General features: G+C 72.6%; 21 protein-coding genes and 2 pseudogenes. 14 read left to right on the top strand and 9 right to left on the bottom strand.

What is annotated here, in order from left to right:
* Positions 1-32: 32 nt before the first annotated feature.
* On the top strand, positions 33-920 hold the full coding sequence (locus tag ACFYS8_RS30260) for a S41 family peptidase (protein ID WP_387646996.1): 888 nt from the start codon (positions 33-35) through the stop codon (positions 918-920).
* 193 nt (positions 921-1,113) lie between these two features.
* Here ACFYS8_RS30260 and ACFYS8_RS30255 read toward each other — a convergent pair whose 3' ends face one another.
* Complete coding sequence (locus ACFYS8_RS30255) at positions 1,114-1,890, bottom strand: sigma 54 modulation/S30EA ribosomal C-terminal domain-containing protein (RefSeq protein WP_387646993.1); 777 nt, start codon at positions 1,888-1,890, stop codon at positions 1,114-1,116.
* A 131-nt stretch (positions 1,891-2,021) separates the two neighbouring features.
* On the bottom strand, positions 2,022-2,702 hold the full coding sequence (locus tag ACFYS8_RS30250) for a DedA family protein (RefSeq protein WP_387646990.1): 681 nt from the start codon (positions 2,700-2,702) through the stop codon (positions 2,022-2,024).
* 100 nt (positions 2,703-2,802) lie between these two features.
* Between ACFYS8_RS30250 and ACFYS8_RS30245 the strand changes: the two are divergent.
* Both ACFYS8_RS30245 and ACFYS8_RS30240 read left to right on the top strand, forming a co-directional pair.
* Positions 2,803-3,342: pseudogene (locus ACFYS8_RS30245) on the top strand (TerD family protein); the annotation flags it as partial.
* A 576-nt stretch (positions 3,343-3,918) separates the two neighbouring features.
* Positions 3,919-4,881 (top strand): annotated as a pseudogene (locus ACFYS8_RS30240) (VWA domain-containing protein); the annotation flags it as partial.
* Positions 4,882-4,896: 15 nt separating this feature from the next.
* Here ACFYS8_RS30240 and ACFYS8_RS30235 read toward each other — a convergent pair.
* Both ACFYS8_RS30235 and ACFYS8_RS30230 read right to left on the bottom strand, forming a co-directional pair.
* A complete protein-coding gene (locus ACFYS8_RS30235; protein ID WP_387646987.1) occupies positions 4,897-5,508 on the bottom strand; it encodes a CBS domain-containing protein in 612 nt (203 codons plus the stop codon).
* Positions 5,505-6,032 carry a pyridoxamine 5'-phosphate oxidase family protein gene (locus ACFYS8_RS30230; RefSeq protein ID WP_387646984.1) on the bottom strand — a complete coding sequence of 176 codons (528 nt, stop codon included), beginning with the start codon at positions 6,030-6,032 and terminating at the stop codon, positions 5,505-5,507. Before ACFYS8_RS30230 ends, ACFYS8_RS30235 begins: the two co-directional genes overlap by 4 nt.
* A gap of 201 nt (positions 6,033-6,233) precedes the next feature.
* On the opposite strand from ACFYS8_RS30230, the gene ACFYS8_RS30225 reads away from it, so the two are divergent.
* The 11 genes from ACFYS8_RS30225 (at position 6,234) to ACFYS8_RS30175 (ending at position 14,654) form a co-directional block, all read left to right on the top strand.
* Positions 6,234-7,829: a M4 family metallopeptidase gene (locus tag ACFYS8_RS30225; RefSeq protein WP_387646982.1), complete on the top strand. Its 1,596-nt coding sequence runs from the start codon at positions 6,234-6,236 to the stop codon at positions 7,827-7,829.
* Positions 7,830-7,876: 47 nt separating this feature from the next.
* Positions 7,877-8,230: a zinc ribbon domain-containing protein YjdM gene (locus tag ACFYS8_RS30220; RefSeq protein ID WP_387646979.1), complete on the top strand. Its 354-nt coding sequence runs from the start codon at positions 7,877-7,879 to the stop codon at positions 8,228-8,230.
* A gap of 136 nt (positions 8,231-8,366) precedes the next feature.
* Entirely contained in the window at positions 8,367-8,735 is a 369-nt protein-coding gene (locus ACFYS8_RS30215; RefSeq protein ID WP_380482595.1) for an ArsR/SmtB family transcription factor, read from the top strand.
* Between the two features lie 163 nt (positions 8,736-8,898).
* Positions 8,899-9,102, top strand: a complete 204-nt coding sequence (locus tag ACFYS8_RS30210; RefSeq protein ID WP_387646976.1) for a hypothetical protein — start codon at positions 8,899-8,901, stop codon at positions 9,100-9,102.
* A gap of 146 nt (positions 9,103-9,248) precedes the next feature.
* Complete coding sequence (locus ACFYS8_RS30205; protein WP_387647206.1) at positions 9,249-10,859, top strand: SulP family inorganic anion transporter; 1,611 nt, start codon at positions 9,249-9,251, stop codon at positions 10,857-10,859.
* Between the two features lie 193 nt (positions 10,860-11,052).
* Entirely contained in the window at positions 11,053-11,514 is a 462-nt protein-coding gene (gene crcB / locus ACFYS8_RS30200) for a fluoride efflux transporter CrcB (RefSeq protein ID WP_387646973.1), read from the top strand.
* Positions 11,511-11,861 carry a DUF190 domain-containing protein gene (locus ACFYS8_RS30195; protein WP_387646970.1) on the top strand — a complete coding sequence of 117 codons (351 nt, stop codon included), beginning with the start codon at positions 11,511-11,513 and terminating at the stop codon, positions 11,859-11,861. The genes crcB (ACFYS8_RS30200) and ACFYS8_RS30195 overlap by 4 nt, the downstream gene beginning before the upstream one ends.
* Positions 11,858-12,232 (top strand): fluoride efflux transporter CrcB, encoded by a 375-nt coding sequence (crcB, locus tag ACFYS8_RS30190; protein ID WP_387646968.1) that lies wholly within the window; start codon positions 11,858-11,860, stop codon positions 12,230-12,232. Before ACFYS8_RS30195 ends, crcB (ACFYS8_RS30190) begins: the two co-directional genes overlap by 4 nt.
* A 282-nt stretch (positions 12,233-12,514) precedes the next feature.
* Positions 12,515-13,717: a cytochrome P450 gene (locus ACFYS8_RS30185; protein WP_387646965.1), complete on the top strand. Its 1,203-nt coding sequence runs from the start codon at positions 12,515-12,517 to the stop codon at positions 13,715-13,717.
* Positions 13,718-13,764: 47 nt separating this feature from the next.
* Entirely contained in the window at positions 13,765-13,962 is a 198-nt protein-coding gene (locus ACFYS8_RS30180) for a ferredoxin (RefSeq protein ID WP_387647203.1), read from the top strand.
* A gap of 62 nt (positions 13,963-14,024) precedes the next feature.
* Positions 14,025-14,654, top strand: coding sequence for an AAA family ATPase (locus tag ACFYS8_RS30175; RefSeq protein ID WP_387646963.1), 630 nt, complete (start codon positions 14,025-14,027; stop codon positions 14,652-14,654).
* Between the two features lie 3 nt (positions 14,655-14,657).
* On the opposite strand, the gene ACFYS8_RS30170 is transcribed toward ACFYS8_RS30175, so the two are convergent.
* The 5 genes from ACFYS8_RS30170 to ACFYS8_RS30150 all read right to left on the bottom strand — a co-directional run bounded on the left by ACFYS8_RS30170 (position 14,658) and on the right by ACFYS8_RS30150 (position 18,228).
* Positions 14,658-15,212, bottom strand: coding sequence for an RICIN domain-containing protein (locus ACFYS8_RS30170; RefSeq protein WP_387646960.1), 555 nt, complete (start codon positions 15,210-15,212; stop codon positions 14,658-14,660).
* Between the two features lie 23 nt (positions 15,213-15,235).
* Positions 15,236-15,790 carry an RICIN domain-containing protein gene (locus ACFYS8_RS30165; protein ID WP_387646957.1) on the bottom strand — a complete coding sequence of 185 codons (555 nt, stop codon included), beginning with the start codon at positions 15,788-15,790 and terminating at the stop codon, positions 15,236-15,238.
* Positions 15,791-15,813: 23 nt separating this feature from the next.
* Complete coding sequence (locus ACFYS8_RS30160; RefSeq protein WP_387646955.1) at positions 15,814-16,359, bottom strand: RICIN domain-containing protein; 546 nt, start codon at positions 16,357-16,359, stop codon at positions 15,814-15,816.
* A gap of 154 nt (positions 16,360-16,513) precedes the next feature.
* On the bottom strand, positions 16,514-17,143 hold the full coding sequence (locus ACFYS8_RS30155) for an MBL fold metallo-hydrolase (protein WP_387646953.1): 630 nt from the start codon (positions 17,141-17,143) through the stop codon (positions 16,514-16,516).
* A complete protein-coding gene (locus ACFYS8_RS30150; RefSeq protein WP_387646951.1) occupies positions 17,143-18,228 on the bottom strand; it encodes an S-(hydroxymethyl)mycothiol dehydrogenase in 1,086 nt (361 codons plus the stop codon). Before ACFYS8_RS30150 ends, ACFYS8_RS30155 begins: the two co-directional genes overlap by 1 nt.
* Between the last annotated feature and the right edge of the window lie 87 nt (positions 18,229-18,315).

Below are 18,315 nucleotides of genomic sequence, written 5' to 3'. Positions count from 1 at the left end.
AGCCGCTCGAACCCGGGCCTACCATCGCGCGCATGACGACGCATCACGAGATAGTCGAGGCCGCGCTGGCCCGGATCACCGCCGGCTACGTGTTCCCCGAGCAGACGGCCGCCATCGACGCGGCGATCCGCCGCAGGCTGGAAGAGGGCGGGTACCAGGGCCTGGACGAGCGGGAGCTGTGCGAGCACGTCACGGACGACCTCCAGAAGGCCTGCCCCGACAAGCACCTGCGGCTGCTGTGGACCGCCGAGCCGCAGCCGATGGACGAGGAGCCGGAGGACGTTGCCCGCGCCCGCTTCGCGCAGTACGCCCGGGAGAACAACTACGGCATCCGGCGGGTGGAGCAACTCGACGGCAACATCGGCTACCTCGACCTGCGCATGATCGCACCGGCCGGGGTCGGCGGCCCCGCGATCGCCGCCGCCATGCAACTCCTCGCTCCCACTGAGGCGTTGGTCATCGACCTGCGGCAGTGCCGGGGCGGCTCGCCGGAAGGCGTGCAGCTGTGGTGCAGCTACTTCTTCGCCGACGACCAGGTGCACCTCAACGACATCTACGAGCGGGCCACCGACTCCACCCGCCAGTACTGGACTCTCGGGCACCTCGCCGGCCCACGCTACCTGGACCGCCCGGTCGCCGTGCTGACCAGTGACCTCACCTTCTCCGGCGGCGAAGAGCTGGCCTACAACCTCCAGGCGCTCGGGCGCGCCACCCTGATCGGCCGGACCACCCGAGGGGGCGCCCACCCCACGGACCGCATTCCGGTCGCCCCGCACGTCACCGTGACCGTCCCCACCGCCCGCTCGATCAACCCGGTCACCGGCACCAACTGGGAAGGCATTGGCATCGAGCCCGACCTGTCCGTCGCCGCCGAGGAGGCACTGGAGACGGCACTGAGGCACTTGCGCAACCCCCGGTAGCGGCAGAGCCGGCTGGTGAGGCTGCGGGGCGTGGACACTCGACCGGCAGGCGAGGGGCCGACAAAAGCGGGAGCCGGGGACGGCCCCACACCGTCCCCGACTCCTCTTCCCGCGCTCCCGGACGGGCCCCACACCCGCCGGGAGCTCTTCCCGCCTCCGGACAGACCCCCACGCCTGCCGAAGGCTCGAACCGCTACGCGGCGGGCGTGATCAGCCCGTAGTGCCCGTCGTAACGGTGGTACATGACGTTGCCGCGGCCGGTCGCGGCATCGGTGTAGAACACGAACGGCAACCCGGTCAGGTCCAGCCGGGCCCGGGCCTGCTCACCCGTCAGGCGGGGCACCGTCAGACGGCTGACCACCAACCCCGGCACCGGGTGCGGCAGCGGGCCGGTCGAGGCCAGCCGGTAGCCGCCCGCCGCACCGCGGTAGACCAGGCTGTCGCAACCGCTCTCGCCGTCCGTGAACAGCTGGAAGTCGTAGTCCATCGCCTCCAGTTCGAACACCGCGTCGAGCGCGCCCAGCCGCGCCGCGCTGTAGCTGCGGTGCCGCACCAGCCGACGGTCCTCCGGCTCCACGTGACGGCGCTGCGGACGGTGCTCCGGGTCCAGGCCGTCGGCCCAGCCGAGCGGCGTGCGGGCCGGCCGGCGGTGATGACGCAGGCGGGCGACCCGCGACACCAGCCGGTCCTGGAGCAGATCGATCGCCTCACGCATCGTCGCCGCAGCGACGTGCGCCCGCACCGGACGTCCGTTGACGTCCACCGTGGCCTGCGCCAACGACGGCCGGGCCACCGCGTGGTTGGGCTCCTGCACCAGCCGCACCCGGACCGCGAGCACCGGCTCGTCCAGCCGGTCCAGCACCGCGGCGATCTTCACCCGCGCGTAGTCGGGGGCGCCGGCCGAAACCTCGCCGCGGGTCTCCACCAGCACCTCGACCTCGGCAACACTACGGGTCTGCAGACGGTTCATCAGAAACTCCTTTCCCGATGACTCCAGCCTGCTCCACAGCCGCCGCCGCGCAGAGGGCCGAACGGTCCACGTGGGGGAGCCGACGGGCCTGGCTGTTTCGGGACGGTCGGCGGGCATGGTTCGACGAGGTGTCAGTCCTGCTTCGGCTCGTCGTTGCTGTCATCGTCCTGTTTGTGCTCGTCTTCGTGCTCGTCCTTGTGCTCGCGGCGGGCCTCGCGTCGCCGGGAACGCAGGTGCCACACCAGCAGGCCCACGAGCACCACCGCCGCCACCACGATCGCCGCCGAACGCCCCACTACGGCCTCGATGTGCGAATACGCGGAGCCCGCGAAATAGCCGAGCAGGACGAACCCCACGCCCCAGATCACCCCGCCGATCGCGTTGAACAGCAGGAACCGGGGGTACGGCATCCGCGACACCCCCGCCAGCGCCGGCATCATTGCCCGGAAGAACGCCACGAACCGCCCCAGCAGCACCGCCACCGGACCCCGACGGCGGATCAGGCTCTGTGCTCCCTCGACCCGGTTCGCGTGCCGGCGCATCGTCTTCGTCCGCAGCACCGCCGGACCGAACCGGCGGCCCACCTCGTAACCCGTCGAGTCGCCGAGGATCGCCGCGGCCACCACCACCAGCACCATCAGGCCCAGCGACACCTTGCCCTGATGGGCAAGCACTCCGCCGAGCACCGCCGCCGTCTCGCCCGGCAGCACGAACCCGACGAACAGCGCGTCCTCCGCGAACACCAGGGCCCCCACCACCGCGTACACCACCGGGCCCGACAGCCCCCGCAGCCAGTCGGTGAGGCCGTGCACCCGGACCACCTCGCTCCCGGCTCGCCCGCCGTCCGGGCCTCACCGTAACGCCGGGCCCGCGCCACCGCCCGCAGAACCCGCTGCCCGGGGGGCGCGTCGCATGCCCCCGATGGGCCAGACTGTGCCGGTGACCGCGAGATCCCTGGCCAAAGGCAGCAACCTCCCGATCGACGTGCCCGCCGTGCACGCCGACCTCAGCTGGACGCCCGCACCCGGCGCCCCCGACCTCACCGCCGCCGCGCTGCTGCTGACCGCCGACGGCCAGGCCCGCGACGCAAGCGATCTGATCCGGCATCGACGCACCCCGCACCGTTCCGGCGCCGTCCTCTGCCGCGGCCGCACCGGCCCCGCCGACGCCCCCGTCGAACGGATCGAGGCCGACCTCGCGGCGCTCGACGTCCGCGACGCCGACGCGCAGCGCGTCCTGCTGCTGGCCGCCACCGACGGCGAGGGCACCTTCGGCCGGATCCCCGACCTGACGCTGGCGATCTCCGACGCCCGCACCGGCCTGCCCCTCGCCACCTTCACCATCGAGGCCGGCCGGGAGACCGCCCTGATCGGCGGCGAACTCTACCGCCGCAACGGCCACTGGAAGTTCCGCGCCGTCGGCCAGGGCTTCGCCAACGGCCTGGACGGGCTGGCCGCGGCGTACGGCTTCACGCTGCCCACGGACTCCGCCGAGCAAGAGCCGGAGTTGGAGCCGGTGTTGGAGACGGCATTGGAGCCCGAGCCCGAGCCCGAGCCGGAGCCGGATTCGAGGCGGGAGGCCGGGAGTTCGCCCGGGCCCGAGACCGTGGCGGGGCCGGCGCCGGATGCCGGCGGCGCGCTCACGGTGCCGCGACCGGCGGCAGAGCCGTCGCCCGTACCCGAGCCGAAGCACGAGCCGGCCCCGGAGACCGGGCGGGCGAACGGGCCGCACACCGCACCGGAGTTGGAGGCCGGGCCGGCACCCGAGCCCCTGCCGGGGCCGGATGCCACCCGTGAGTTGAGGCTGCGCCTGTCGGCCGGGCCCTCGCCCGAACCGGAGCCGGTGCCGGAGGGCGTGCACTTCACCCGCGAGCTCAGGCTGCGCCCGGCGGAAGAGCCGTCTCCCGCACCGGAGTTGGAGCCCGGGCCCGAGGGCGTCCACTGCACCCGCGAGCTCAGGCTGCGCCCGCTGCCAACCCCGCAGCCCGCGCCCGCATCCGACCCGTTCGCGTCCTCGCCAACCCCGCAGCCCGCGCCCGACCCGTTCGCGTCCTCCCCGGCACCGCAGTTCGCGCCCGCGCCCGACCCGTTCGCGCTCGCGCCGTCGCCGGAACAGGTCGCGCTCCCGCCGTCGCCGGAACCGCTCTCGGCGCCGCCGGCCGTCCCCCCGCGGCCCACGCACGCGCCCGACATCGCGGCCGCCGCCGCGCAGCAGCTCGCCGCGGCAGGCGAGTCGCAGCTGCCCGTCGACATGCGCAAGCGCCTCTCGTTGCGCAAGCAGCAGGTCGCCGTCAGCCTGCAGAAGCACGGCGCGCAGGGTGTGGTGGCGCGGATTCTGCTGGTGCTGGACGCGTCCGGGTCGATGACGGGGTTGTACGCGCGGGGCGTGGTCGCGGACGTGGTGGAGCGGATGGCCGCCGTGGCTGCGCAGTTGGACGACGACGGGACGATGCAGGCGTGGACGTTCGCGTCCCGCTCGGCCCGGCTGCCCGATCTGAGCGTGCCGGGGCTGCCCGAGTGGCTGCGGCTGCACGTCCGGCCCGGTGAGGCGAGCATGGGCGGGCTGTTCGGCCGTCGTCGTATCCGGGCGCCGAGGCCCGACGGGCGGGTGGACATGAAGGCGGTCGGGATCCAGAACGAGGAGCAGAAGGTGATCGCCGAGGTGCGGGAGTTCGTCCGCGCCTTCCCGTCGCCGCTGCCCACCCTGGTGCTGTTCTTCTCCGACGGCGGCATCTACCGCAACTCCGAGATCGAGTTCCAGCTGCGCTCGGCCGTCGAGGAGCCGATCTTCTGGCAGTTCGTCGGCCTCGGGCATTCCAACTACGGCGTGCTGGAGTACTTCGACCGGCTGCCGGGCCGCCGGGTCGACAACGTCGGGTTCTTCGCCGTCGACGACATCAGCACCCTGCCCGACCCGGAGCTGTACGACCGGCTGCTGTCCGAGTTCCCGCAGTGGATCACGGCCGCCCGCCGGGCCGGCATCCTGCGCTGACGGGCCGGCGGGACGTCAGGCCGCGGCGCGCGTGGTCCGGTCGGTGACCGAGACCACGCCGTCGACGGCGGCGCAGAGTTCGCGCAGGGCGAGGGTGTGGCAGTGCGGGGCGGTGGTGCCGCTGAGGGTGACCTCGCCCTGGACGACGTCGACGCTGATCAGGGCGGGGCTGGTGCCTTCGACGGTGGTGAGGATCTCCTCGACGATTTCGCGGCGGATCGCTTGGTCCTCGCGAAGGAAGACCCGCAGCAGGTCGCCGCGGCTGACGGTGCCGATCAGGCGGCCGTCGGTGGGGGAGACCACGGGCAGGCGTTTGACTCGCCGACGGGTCATCAGGCGGGCGGCGGCGACCACCGTGCTGTCGGGGGTGGTGCAGACGGCGGGGGTGGTCATCAGGTCGGCGGCGGTGGTGCCGGTGCCGCGCAGGTGGACGGGGGCGGGCAGCAGGGATGCCGGGTCGTACTGGGCGAGTTGGGTGCGCAGCAGGTCGGCCTCGGAGACGACGCCGAGCGGCCGGTGGTCGGTGTCCACCACCGGCACGGCGGTGATGTCGTACTCGGCGAGCAGTGCGACGATCTCGCGGAAGCCCGTTCCGCGGCTGACGGTGACCACTTGACGGGTCATCATCGCTCCGACGGTGCAGTGCCGCATCGCCCTTCGCCTCCTCGGTCCGCGCCGGTCCGATGCCGACGTTCCCACTCTGCGGGGTGTGCGGCGTCGGGGGCGAGGGCCGGAGGTCCCGGGTGGTGGGGCCGGTCGGCGGGGCGGGGGCGGGGCGGCAGCAGCCGCAGGCCGGACACCCATTCGGGGCGGATCCGGACGGAGACGGCGGGCGGGCCGGTGGCGGCGGTGGGGTGTACGGCGTCGGCGTGGCCGAGCACGGTGACTGTCCAGCCGCTGCCGTCGGCGGGGTCGACCTGGTCGGCCTGGAAGGCGACGACGGTGCCGGTCACGGCACGCAGCAGCTCTTCGTCGGGCTGGTCGACCAGGACGCTGCCGCCGTCCGCGAGGCGGTAGCGGACCGGCAGGACGGCGGGCAGGGCGTGCCGGGTGTAGACGAGCCGGCCCACCGAGTGGCGGGCCATCAGGCGCAGACACTGGCCCGGGTCGAGGCTGAGGCCATCGGGGGAGGAGACGGGTTCGCTGGTCATATCTCCGATCCTGGGCGGTCGGACCCGTGTGGCGGGAGGGCCGTTGGTCGTTTCCGTACCGGTCGAGCGTCCTTCCGATCGGCGGGGGTAGGGCTCCGGGATACGAACCGATTACGTTCTTTTTCTGTTCATAGAACTGTTTGTATGTTCATCGACAGGCTGTCAGTCGGCCAGCCCCCCGCTACCCGACTGGAGTCACGAGTGAGCCCCTCCTCCTCCGCGCGCCGACGCACCCTCACCGCCGGCGCCCTCGCGGCGAGTGCCGCACTGCTCGTCGCCGCAGTCCAGGTCGACACCGCCTCCGCCGCCCCCGGCCGCGACGCGGCGATCGCCCGTGCGGAGGCGAACGTCTCCCACCACGCCGACCTGTTCGGCTTCGGCGCCGGCCAGGGCCTGAAGGTCAAGGACGTCATCATCGACGCGGACGGCACCCAGCACGTCCGCTTCGACCGCACCTACCGCGGCCTGCCGGTGATCGGCGGCGACCTGGTCGTCCACCAGGACGCCCGTGGCAAGCTCGCCGACTCCTCCCGCGCCAAGGGCCACGACGCCGCGGTGAAGTCCGTGGTGCCCGCCGTCTCCCCGCAGCGCGGCGCTGCCGCCGCGCTCGGCCAGGCCCAGGGCATATCCGGCGCGACCGCCACCCCCGAACTGGTCGTCTGGGCCGCCGACGGCACCCCCCGCCTCGCCTGGCAGACCACCATCAGTGGCGAGGGCAAGCAGGGCCAGCCGGCCGGCCGGATCGTCGTCACCGACGCCAACACCGGTGAGGCGATCGAGAGTTACGACTCCGAGCAGTCCGCGGCCGGCACCGGCCACTCCGAGTACACCGGCGACGTCCGGATCGACACCACCCAGCAGGCCGACGGCAGCTACACGCTGACCGACCCGGTCCGCGGCCACCTCACCAAGGACGCCAAGAACCTCGGCGCGAGCAGCGTCAAGGCCGGCTCCGGCAGCGCGCTCACCAGCACCACCAACGTGTGGGGCGACGGGAAGAAGTTCTCCACCGACCGGTCCACCGCCGCCGTCGACGCCCACGCCAACACCGCCTGGACGTACGACTACTACCTCAACACCTTCGGCCGCAAGGGCATCAAGAACGACGGCCGCGGCGCCACCGTCTTCGTCCACGTCGGCACCAACTGGGACAACGCCCAGTGGTCCGACACCTGCTTCTGCATGATGACCGGCGACGGCAACGGCACCACCGACCCCGAGCAGGTCGACCTCGACACCATGGGCCACGAGATGACCCACGGCGTCACCAGCGCCACCGCCAACCTGCGCTACAGCAGCGAGTCCGGCGGCCTCAACGAAGCCACCAGCGACATCTTCGGCACCATGGTCGAGTGGTACGCCAACAACGGCGTCGACACCCCCGACTACCTGTTCAGCGACCAGTCCACCCCGCCGTGGCTGCGCCGCTTCGACAAGCCCTCGCTGGACGGCCGCTCCGCCGACTGCTGGAGCAAGACCGTCGGCAAGCTGGACGTGCACTACTCCTCCGGCGTCGCCAACCACTGGTTCTACCTGGCCAGCGAGGGCAGCGGCAGCAAGACCATCAACGGCTTCACCTACAACAGCCCGACCTGCAACAACTCCACCGTCACCGGCATCGGCAACCAGAAGGTCGCCGCCATCTGGTACCGGGCGCTCACCGTCTACATGACCTCCACCACCAACTACGCCGGCGCCCGCACCGCCTCGCTGAACGCCGCCCGCGACCTGTACGGCGCCACCTCCACCGAGTACGCGACCGTCGCCGCCGCGTGGAGCGCCGTCTCCGTCGCCTGACCGCACGCGCGTCCGGATGGCGACCGATCGGCCGCTATCCTGGCCCGATGAGCGACAACCTTCCCCCCTGCCCCAGCTGCGCCGGCCAGTACACGTACGAGATGGACGCCCTGATGGTCTGCCCCGAGTGCGGCCACGAGTGGGCGCCCGCCGAGGACGACGCGGCGCAGCCGGCGGGGGAGCGGGAGATCCGGGACGCCGTCGGCAACGTGCTGGCCGACGGCGACACCGTCACCGTGGTCAAGGCCCTGAAGGTCAAGGGCAGCGCCTCCGGCATCAAGGCCGGCACCAAGGTGCGCAACATCCGGCTGGTCGACGGCGTCGACGGCCACGACATCGACTGCCGGATCGACGGGTTCGGCGCCATGCAGCTCAAGTCGAGCGTGGTCAAGAAGGCCTGACCCGCTTCCTGCCCCACCGTGCTCCCGGACTCCCCGCGTGGGGGCCGGGAGCACGATCATTGTCGGGGTCGGCTTGCTAGGGTCGGCGCGACGCCCCCGTGCCCTTCCGGGCCTTGAACGAGACGGTGACGACCACGTGAACGCCGAGAACCCGCAATCGCTCCCGGTGGCCAGTGTGCCGCTGTACCAGCTGAAGGCGGAGTTCTTCAAAACGCTCGGGCACCCCGTGCGGATCCGGGTCCTGGAGCTGCTCAGCACCCGCGACCACGCCGTCGCCGAGATGCTCCCCGAGGTCGGCGTGGAGCCGGCCAACCTCTCCCAGCAGCTGGCCGTGCTGCGCCGCGCCAAGCTGGTGCACGCCCGCCGCGAGGGCTCCACCGTCGTCTACACCCTCGCCAGCGGCGAGGTTGCCGACTTGCTGCGGGTCGCCCGTTCCATCCTCGGCTCGCTGATCACCGACCAGGCCGGCCTGCTCGCCGACCTGCGGGCCGCCGACAACGGCTGACGCGCCGTCACGTCCCTTGCCATGCCCGCGAGGGCGCCGTTGCGCCTCCAACATGCAGACATTGCGACTTGCGAAATTCTTCAAGTCGATACATTCTGATCGGGTGCCCGACAGGTCCGTCCTGCCCGGGCGCCTGCGTGCCGACATGGGGAAGGGGCCGGACGTGACCGAGCTGTTCGAGGATGAGGTCCGCGAGCAACTCGCCCTCGCCGAAAGGGCGTTGCGCGAGGCCCGGGACGCCGACGACGACCATGGCGCGCAGGCCCAGGCCGGCCGGATCGCCGGGCTGCTGCGGATCGCGGAGCAGCACGGCGTCGCCGTCCCGTCCCGGTCCGGAACAGAGCCGGAACCCCAGAAAGAGAGCTGAACGGTGCCCGCGTCGCAGTGTCAGGCCCAGGCGGAGGTCCATGATCCGCTCGCCACGATCCGATGCGGCGGGGCGGCGTGAACGGCGGGGGTGTGATCGGACGGCGGGTGCGGGCGGTACTGCCGAACCGCAAGGTGCTGGCCACCATGGGCCGCGACCCGCGCCGCGACTTGATCGCCGGCCTGACGGTGGCCGTCGTGGCGCTGCCGCTGGCACTGGGCTTCGGAGTGTCCTCCGGGGCGGGCGCGGCGGCCGGGCTGGCCACCGCCGTGGTCGCGGGTGCGATCGCCGCCGTGTTCGGCGGCTCCGGCCTCCAGGTCACCGGCCCGACCGGTGCGATGACCGTGGTGCTGGTGCCGATCGTGGCCCACTACGGCACCCCGGGCGTACTGACCGTCGGCCTGCTCGCGGGCCTGATGCTGATACTGCTGGGGCTCGCCGGGGCCGGGCGCTGGATGGCGTACGTGCCGGTGCCGGTGGTGGAGGGCTTCACGGTCGGTATAGCCGGTGTGATCGCGCTCCAGCAGGTGCCCGGCGCGCTCGGAGTGGCCAAGCCGGAGGGCGAGAACCCGGCGGTGGTCGCCGCCCGCGCCGTGAGGGCGTTCGCGGAGACCCCGCACTGGGCAGCCGTGCTGCTCGCCGCGGGCGTCGCCGCCCTGATGCTGATCGGCGGGAAGCTGCGGCCTGCCGTCCCGTTCTCGCTGATCGCCGTGGTCGCCGCCACCGTGCTGGCCAAGGCCGTCGACCTGCCGGTCGGCGTCATCGGCAAGCTGCCGGCCGGGCTGCCCAGCCCCTCGCTCGGCTTCCTCGACCTGTCCGCCGTGCCCGGGCTGCTGCCGTCCGCGCTGGTGGTTGCCGCGCTCGGTGGGCTGGAGTCGCTGATGTCGGCGACCGCCGCCGACGCGATGACCGCGAACGACCCCCGCCGGGGCGGCGAGCGGCACGACAGCGACCGGGAGCTGTTCGGCCAGGGCCTGGCCAACCTGGTCGCCCCGCTGTTCGGCGGCGTTGCCGCGACCGGCGCGATCGCCCGCACCGCCGTCAACGTGCGCAGCGGCGCGGTCTCCCGACTGGCCGCGCTGGTGCACGCCGCCGTGCTGGCCGTGGTGGTGTTCGCCGCCGCGCCGCTGGTCGCCGACATTCCGCTGGCCGCGCTGGCCGGCGTGCTGATAGCCACCGCCGTCCGCATGGTCCAGGCCGGCGCCCTGCGTGCGCTGGCCCGCACCGGCCGCGGCGAGGCCGCCGTGCTGGCGGCGACCGCCGTCGCCACCCTCGCCTTCGACCTGGTCACCGCCGTCGGGGTCGGCCTGCTGCTGGCCGGCGCGCTGGCACTGCGCTCCGTCGCCCGGGGCGCCCGGCTGGAGCGGCTGCCGGTGTCCGAGGAGGACCACGCGGGCGGGCGGATCGCCGCCTTCAGGCTGCACGGCCCGCTGCTGTTCGCCGCCGCGCACCGGCTGCGGACAGAGCTGACGGCCGCCGCGCGGGCCGAGGTGGTGATCCTGCGGATGTCCCGGGTCACCGCGATCGACGCCAGCGGCGCGACCGTGCTCGGAGAGGCGCTCGCCGACCTGCACCGCCGCGGCACCCTGGTACTGGTCTCCGGGCTGCACGACGAACACCGGCGACCGCTGGGCGCCCTCGGCGTGCTGGACGAGCTCCAGCTCCAAGGGCGGCTGTTCGGCACCTCGGCGGAGGCCCTGGAATACGCCCGGGACAGCCTGCCGTCCATCCCCGCGCCGGCCGTCGGCACCCGCTGAACGGCCCGGGCCGCTCGCACGCCGGGCGGCCCGGCCTGCCCGGTAGAGTGGGCCCAGTAGCACCCCCTCGGGGTGCGTGACGGCGGTGGGGCCCGCCGGACACGAACCGCAGCGGTCTGCTGCCAACGGTCCCTGCTTGTACAGTGGCGCGCCCGGAATTCTCGGGTGCCGTGCGAGTAGGAGACGTGTGCCCGTGGAGAGTTCGACGGCGGTCGGTGCCGAGGCCCGGCAGCGGCCGGTGAGGCGGGGGCCGGACAGTGAACTGGCGGCCGTGATCGGTGTGGTGGCCGTCGGGGGTGTGCTGGGGGCGTGTGCCCGGTACGCGATCGCGCTGGCGTGGCCGACGCCGGTGGACGGGTTTCCGTGGGCGACGCTGGTGATCAATGCGGCCGGGTGCGCGGTGATCGGGGCGTTCATGACGGTGCTCACGGAGGCGTGGCGGGCGCACCGACTGGTGCGGCCGTTCTTCGGTACCGGTGTGCTGGGCGGGTTCACCACTTTTTCCACCTACGCGGTCGACATCCAGCGCCTGATGCTGGCCGGCCGCGCCCCGGCGGCGCTCGGGTATCTGGCCGTGACCCTGCTCGCCGCGATGGTCGCGGTCTGGGCCGGCGCGGCGGCCGCCCGCCGGGTGATCCGACGGAGGACGCGATGACCACACGCATCGAACGGGCGCTGCGGATGACGGCGCTGGTCGGCGAGGACGAGCGCTGGCACCACCGCCCGCTGTACGCCGAGATCGTGCACCGGGTGCACGCCGCGGGGCTGGCCGGTGCCAGCGTGTTCCGCGGGGTCGAGGGCTTCGGCGCGTCCTCGATGGTGCACACCTCGCGGCTGCTGTCGGTCGGCGACGACATGCCGATGGCGGTCGTGGTGGTGGACCGCGAGGAGCGGATCCGCTCGTTCCTGCCGCAGTTGGACGACCTGCTGGACCGGTGCCTGGTGACGCTCGACGCGTGCGAGGTGCTCCGGAAGGTCAGGGACGACGGGGAGGCGCGGTGAACTGGCTGCTGGTGATCGTCGGCGCGGCGGTCGGCGCCCCGCTGCGCTACCTGACCGACCGGGCGGTGCAGGCCCGGCACGACACGGTGTTCCCGTGGGGGACGTTCGCCGTCAACGTGTCCGGTTCTCTGGTGCTCGGCCTGCTGACCGGCGCGGTGGCCGCCGGCGCGGCCTCCTCGCAGCTCCAGCTGCTGCTCGGCACGGGCTTCTGCGGGGCGCTGACCACGTATTCGACGTTCTCGTACGAGACCTTGCGGCTGGCCGAGAGCGGGGCCCGGTTCTACGCGGTGTTGAATGCGGCGGGCAGCGTGGTGGCGGGTCTGGGGTCGGCGTTCACGGGGTGGGCGATCGCCCAGGCGCTGTGGGTGTGAGGCCGTGGCCCGTTCTCGATCGGCCGTAAGGATGATCCTCCGGCCGTGACGGACCTGGGCATGGCTGGTGGGCGGGGGTCCCGGACCCCGGGGGAGTGGCGGTGCGTCGCCGTGATCCGGACAGAATGCCCGCCGGGGCCGGGATCATCTTCCCGTGGGCACGGACCGCGAGTTAGCGTGACGTTGAGTTAGTTGCCCGAGGCACTCAACTGCCCGGGCCGCGCAGTCGCAGGCTCCATCGCCGACGCCACCGCCGGCCCAGCTCCGGGAAGGGAGCACCAGATGGCCACCGCCGCAGAAACCTCCCCCACCATCCACCCCGCCCCGCGCGAGGCGACCTGCCCGTTCGCCCCGCCGCCCGCCTACCAGCAGGCCCGGCACGACGAGCCGATCAGCCGCGTCACCCTGTACGACGGCAACACCGCCCTGCTGATCACCCGCCACGAGGACGTCCGCGCCATCCTCGCCGACAACCGGTTCAGCTCCGACCCGGCGAACCCCGGCTTCCCGTTCCTCACCGAGGGCGCCCGCCAACTCCTCAACGTCAAGCCCACGTTCATCCGGCTCGACGACCCCGAGCACGGCCGGCTGCGCCGCATGCTCACCGGCGACTTCACCGTCCGCAAGACCGCCGAACTGCGCACCGAGATCCAGCGGATCACCGACGAACTCATCGACAGGATGATCGACGGACGCCAACAGGCCGACCTGGTCGAAGAGTTCGCGCTGCCGCTGCCGTCCCTGGTGATCTGCCTGCTGCTCGGCGTCCCCTACCAGGACCACGACTTCTTCCAGGAGTGCAGCCGCACCCTGCTGCACCGCGGCGCCACCACCGAGGAAATCGTCGAGGCCAACAACCGCCTCACCGAATACCTCGACGCCCTGACCGCGTCCAAGCGCGACAACCCCGACGACGGCATCCTCAGCCGCCTGGTCGAGCGCGGTGAACTCGAGATCGAGGACATCGGCGCGATGGGCCGGCTGCTGCTGATCGCCGGGCACGAGACCACCGCCAACATGACCGCGCTGTCCGTGCTGGCCCTGCTCCGCAACCCCGAGCAACTCGCCCACCTGCGCGCCCACCCCGAGGACACGCCCGCCGCCGTCGAGGAGCTGCTGCGCTACCTCAGCATCGTGCAGACCGGCCTGGTCCGGGTCGCCGTCGCCGACGCCGAGATCGGCGGCACCAAGATCCGGGCCGGCGAGGGCGTCATCCTCCAGGTCAACACCGCCAACTGGGACGACGGACGCTACCCCGGGGCCGACACCCTCGACCTCACCCGCGACACCCGCCACCACCTCGCCTTCGGCTTCGGCGTCCACCAGTGCCTCGGCCAGCCGCTCGCCCGGCTGGAACTGGAGATCGCCCTGGAGACCCTGCTGCGCCGGCTGCCCGACCTGAAGCTCGCCGTGCCGTTCGAGGACGTCCCGTTCCGGCACGACATGCTGATCTACGGCGTCCACGAACTCCAGGTCGCCTGGTGAGCGCCACCACGCCGGCCCGCACCGGTGACCCCGCGACGGCCGGAACCGTGACCGTCTCCGTCGACCAGGACCGCTGCTGCGGCGCCGGACAGTGCGTCCGCAACGCCCCCGAAGTGTTCGACCAGCGCGAGGAGGACGGCGTGGTCGTGCTGCTCGACGTCCGCCCGCCCGCCGAGCTGCGCTCCGCCGTCGAGGACGCCGCCGCGTCCTGCCCGTCCGGGGCGGTCCGGATCACCGAGAACTGACCCGGACGCCCCCGGTAAACTGCCGAACCGTCCCGCCGACCGATGGCGGGACGGTTCGACGTTTGAGGAGGAGTCCCGTCGAGGCCACTGTCGAACTCGCCCCGCACGGCGTCACCGACCTGCGCGGGCAGGCAGGCCCGCCGCTGACGATCCGCTACGGCCCGGGCGCCGCCGTCGTGGTGGCCGGACTGCCCGGCAGCGGCAAGAGCACCCTGCTGCACCGCTGGGACGGCCGCGCCCCCGTCCTCGACCCGCGCACCAGCCGCCTGGCCGCTCAGGCCGCGATGCCCGCCCGTCTCCCGTACCCCGTCTACCGGCCCGTGGTGCGCACCCTGCACCTGCTGCGCACCCGCGCCGCGCTGCGAAGGCCCGGGCCGCTGCTGGTGCACGACTGCGGCAGCCGCCGCTGGATGCGGCTCGCCCTCGCGCACTGGGCCCGCCGGTACGGGCGCGAGCTGCACGTGGTGCTGCTCGCCGTCCGGCCCGAGCAGGCGCTGGCCGGCCAGCACGCCCGGGCCCGGACCGCCGCCCCGCGCACCTTCCGCCGCCACGTGCGCGGCCTGACGGCGCTGCTGGCCGCCGTCGAACGGCGGGGGCGGTCAGCGTTCCCGGGTGCCTCGTCCGTGCTGCTCGCGGACGAGACCTCGCGGGAGCGGCTGACCGCCGTCCGGTTCGTGGCCCCGGACCAGTAGCCGTCAGGCGTAGATGACGTTCCACTGCTGGTTGCGGTCGCCCGTGCGGCAGCCCTCGATCGTCACCTGGCTTCCGGCGTGGGAGGTCAGGCAGCCCTGGTCGCCGTCGGCGGAGTGGATGTACGTGCCGATGTCGCCGGCCGCGTACCACCAGCGCGACCGGGACGCGGTGTTGTCGTACGGGTCGTACCAGGGGTTGTACTCGGACAGTTCGCCGGTGTTGTTGAAGCTGTTCCGGAGGTTCCGGTAGCTCTTGGTGGTGCACCAGCCGTCGGTGCACTTCTCCGTCTCCCAGGAGGAGAAGACGACCTGGTTGGCGGAGGTCATGGTGACGTACCACCACTGGTTGGACTGGCCGGTCTGCGCGTAGCTGTACACCGGGGCGCCCTGGTCGATGTTGTGCGCGTAGTCGTCCAGGTACTGGCCGGTGCCCATGTTCAGGACGTGCACCCAGCCCCGGGGCACGGCGGCCTGCGCGGGGGCCTCGACGGCGAACACGCCCGCGAGGACGGACAGGGACACGCCGGCGGCGGTGAGGATCGTTCGGATGTGCTTCACGGTGGGACTTTCCTTCCGACGGGTCAGCTGTAGGTGATCTGCCACTGCTGGTCGTGGTCGCCGGAGCGGCAGCCCTCGACCGTCACCTGGCCCCAGGCGTGGGCGGTGAGGCAGTCGCCGTTCCAGGCGGCGGAGTGGATGTACGTCCCGGCGTCGCCGCCCACGTAGTACCAGAGCTGCTCGCCGGGCAGTTCACCGAAGCGGGTGTCGTGCTGCCAGCGCTGCTGCGGGCCGAGGACGCCGCGGTTGCCGCTGTCGCGGGTGAGGTTGCGGTACCACCAGCCGGTGAGGCCGTTGCCCTGCTGGGTCTCGTAGGAGGAGAACGAGACCGTGTTGTTGGTGCTGTTGTCCACCCACCACCACTGGTTGGACTGGCCGGTCTGCGCGTACGTGTACACCGGGGCGCCCTGGTCGGTGTTGTGGGCGTAGTCGTCCAGCAACTGGCCGGTGCCGACGTTCCGGATGTGCGCCCAGCCCTGCGGCACGGCGGCCTGGGCGGGGGCCTGAACGGCGAACACGCCGGCGAGGACGGACAGGGACACGCCGGCGGCGGTGAGGATCCTTCGGATGTGCTTCATGGTGCGGCTTTCCTTCCGGCCGGTCAGCTGTAGAGGACGTTCCACTGCTGGTCGTGGTCGCCGGAGCGGCAGCCCTCGACCGTCACCTGGCCCCAGGCGTGGGCGGTCAGGCAGTCGCCGTTCCAGGCGGCGGAGTGGATGTACGTCCCGGCGTCGCCGGCCACGTAGTACCAGAGCTCCTCGCCCGGCAGGCCGCCGAAGCCGATGTTGGCGGTCCAGAGCTGCTGCGGGCCGAGGACGCCGCGGTTGCCGCCGTCGCGGACGAGGTTGCGGTACCACCACTTGGCCACGCTGCTGTACTGCTGCGTCTCGTAGGAGGAGAAGGTGACCGTGCTGTTGGTGTTGTTGGCCACCCACCACCACTGGTTGGACTGCCCGGTCTGCGCGTACGTGTACACCGGCGCGCCCTGGTTGGTGTTGTGGGCGTAGTCGTCCAGGTACTGGCCGGTGCCGACGTTCTGGATGTGCGCCCAGCCCTGCTGCACCATGGCGTCGGCGGGCGCGGCCGCGGTGATGGTGGCGGCCAGTGCGGCGCCGGCCACCAAGGCGCCGACGAATCTCTTCTTCACTGTCTTTCCCCCTTGTTCCTGTTCTGCGGGCGACGCCCCCGCGTCGCCGACCAGGTGAGGGGACGGTATGAAAGGCCGTTGGACAGATGATGGACAGCCGAAAATGCCGCCGCCCCGGACGTGGCGTCCGGGGCGGCGGATGGTTGACGGGCCGTCAGTGGCCGCGGGCGATCCACTCCGCCAGGTGCGGGGCCTCCGCGCCGACGGTGGTCGAGTCGCCGTGGCCGGTGCGCACCACCGTCTCGGCCGGGAGCGTCAGCAGACGGTCGCGGATCGAGTCGACGATGGTCGGGAAGTCGGAGAACGACCGCCCGGTGGCGCCCGGCCCGCCCGCGAACAGGGTGTCGCCGGTGAAGACGGTGCCCAGCTCCGGCGCGTACAGGCTGACCGCGCCCGGGCTGTGGCCCGGGGTGTGCAGAACGGTCAAGGCGGTTCCGGCGACGGTCAGTTGCTGACCGTCGGCGAGGGCGCCGTCGGGCCCCCGGTCCGGGTGGGTCTGGTCCCACAGCACCTGGTCGTCCGGGTGCAGCAGGATCGGCGCGCCCGTGCGGGCGGCCAGCTCCGGCGCGGCGTCGATGTGGTCGTTGTGCGCGTGGGTGGAGACGATCGCCACCAGGGTGCGCCCGGCCACCGCCGCGGCGATCGCGTCCGCGTCGTGCGCGGCGTCGATCACGATCACCTCGTGGTCGTCGCCGACCAGCCACACGTTGTTGTCGACCTGCCAGGTGCCGCCGTCCAGGCAGAACTCGCCCGCGGTGACCAGGTGTTCGATCCGGGCCGCCATCAGAAGACCACCACCGAACGCAGCACCTCGCCGCGGTGCATCCGGGCGAACGCCTCCTCGACGCCGTCCAGCGGGATGGTCTCGCTGACGAACGCGTCCAGGTCGAGCCGGCCCTGGAGGTACAGGTCGATCAGCATCGGGAAGTCCCGCTCGGGGAGGCAGTCGCCGTACCAGGAGGACTTGAGCGCACCGCCGCGGCCGAACACGTCCAGCAGCGGGAGTTCGAGGGTCATCTCCGGGGTCGGAACGCCGACCAGCACCACGGTGCCCGCCAGGTCGCGGGCGTAGAACGCCTGCTTGTACGTCTCCGGGCGGCCGACCGCGTCGATCACCACGTCCGCGCCGTTGCCGCCGGTCAGCTCGCGGATCGCCTCCACGGCGTCGGTCTCCCGCGAGTTCACCGTGTGGGTGGCGCCCAGGCCGCGGGCGGTGACCAGCTTGCGCTCGTCCACGTCCACCGCGATGATCCGCGACGCGCCCGCCAGCCGGGCACCCATCACCGCGGCGTTGCCGACGCCGCCGCAGCCGATCACCGCGACGCTGTCGCCGCGACCCACCTGGCCGGTGTTGATCGCCGCGCCCAGACCGGCCATCACGCCGCAGCCCAGCAGGCCCGCCGCGGCCGGCGAGGCCGCCGGGTCCACCTTGGTGCACTGGCCCGCCGCGACCAGGGTCTTCTCGGCGAACGCGCCGATGCCCAGGGCCGGCGACAGCTCGGTGCCGTCCTCCAGCGTCATCTTCTGCTTCGCGTTGTGGGTGGCGAAGCAGTACTGCGGCCGGCCCCGCCGACACGCACGGCAACGGCCGCACACCGCACGCCAGTTGAGGATTACGAAGTCACCCGGCACGACATTGTCGACACCCTCGCCGACGGCCTCCACCACGCCCGCCGCCTCGTGGCCCAGCAGGAACGGGAACTCGTCGTTGATCCCGCCCTCCCGGTAGTGCAGGTCGGTGTGGCACACGCCGCACGCCTGCACCTTCACCACGGCCTCGCCCGGACCCGGATCGGGCACCACGATCGGCACCACCTCCACCGGCGCGCCCTTCGCCCGAGCGATCACACCCCGCACAACCTGAGCCATCCCGAAACCCTTCTTGCATTTACGGCAATTTCGCGGCGCGGACGCGCCTGTGCCGAACCTACGCCGATCTGCCCGCGCGGCGGACCG

The organism is Kitasatospora sp. NPDC004615 (genome assembly GCF_042873545.1).
Taxonomy (GTDB): Bacteria; Actinomycetota; Actinomycetes; order Streptomycetales; family Streptomycetaceae; genus Kitasatospora.
This window is presented reverse-complemented; position numbering and strand designations above follow the sequence as displayed.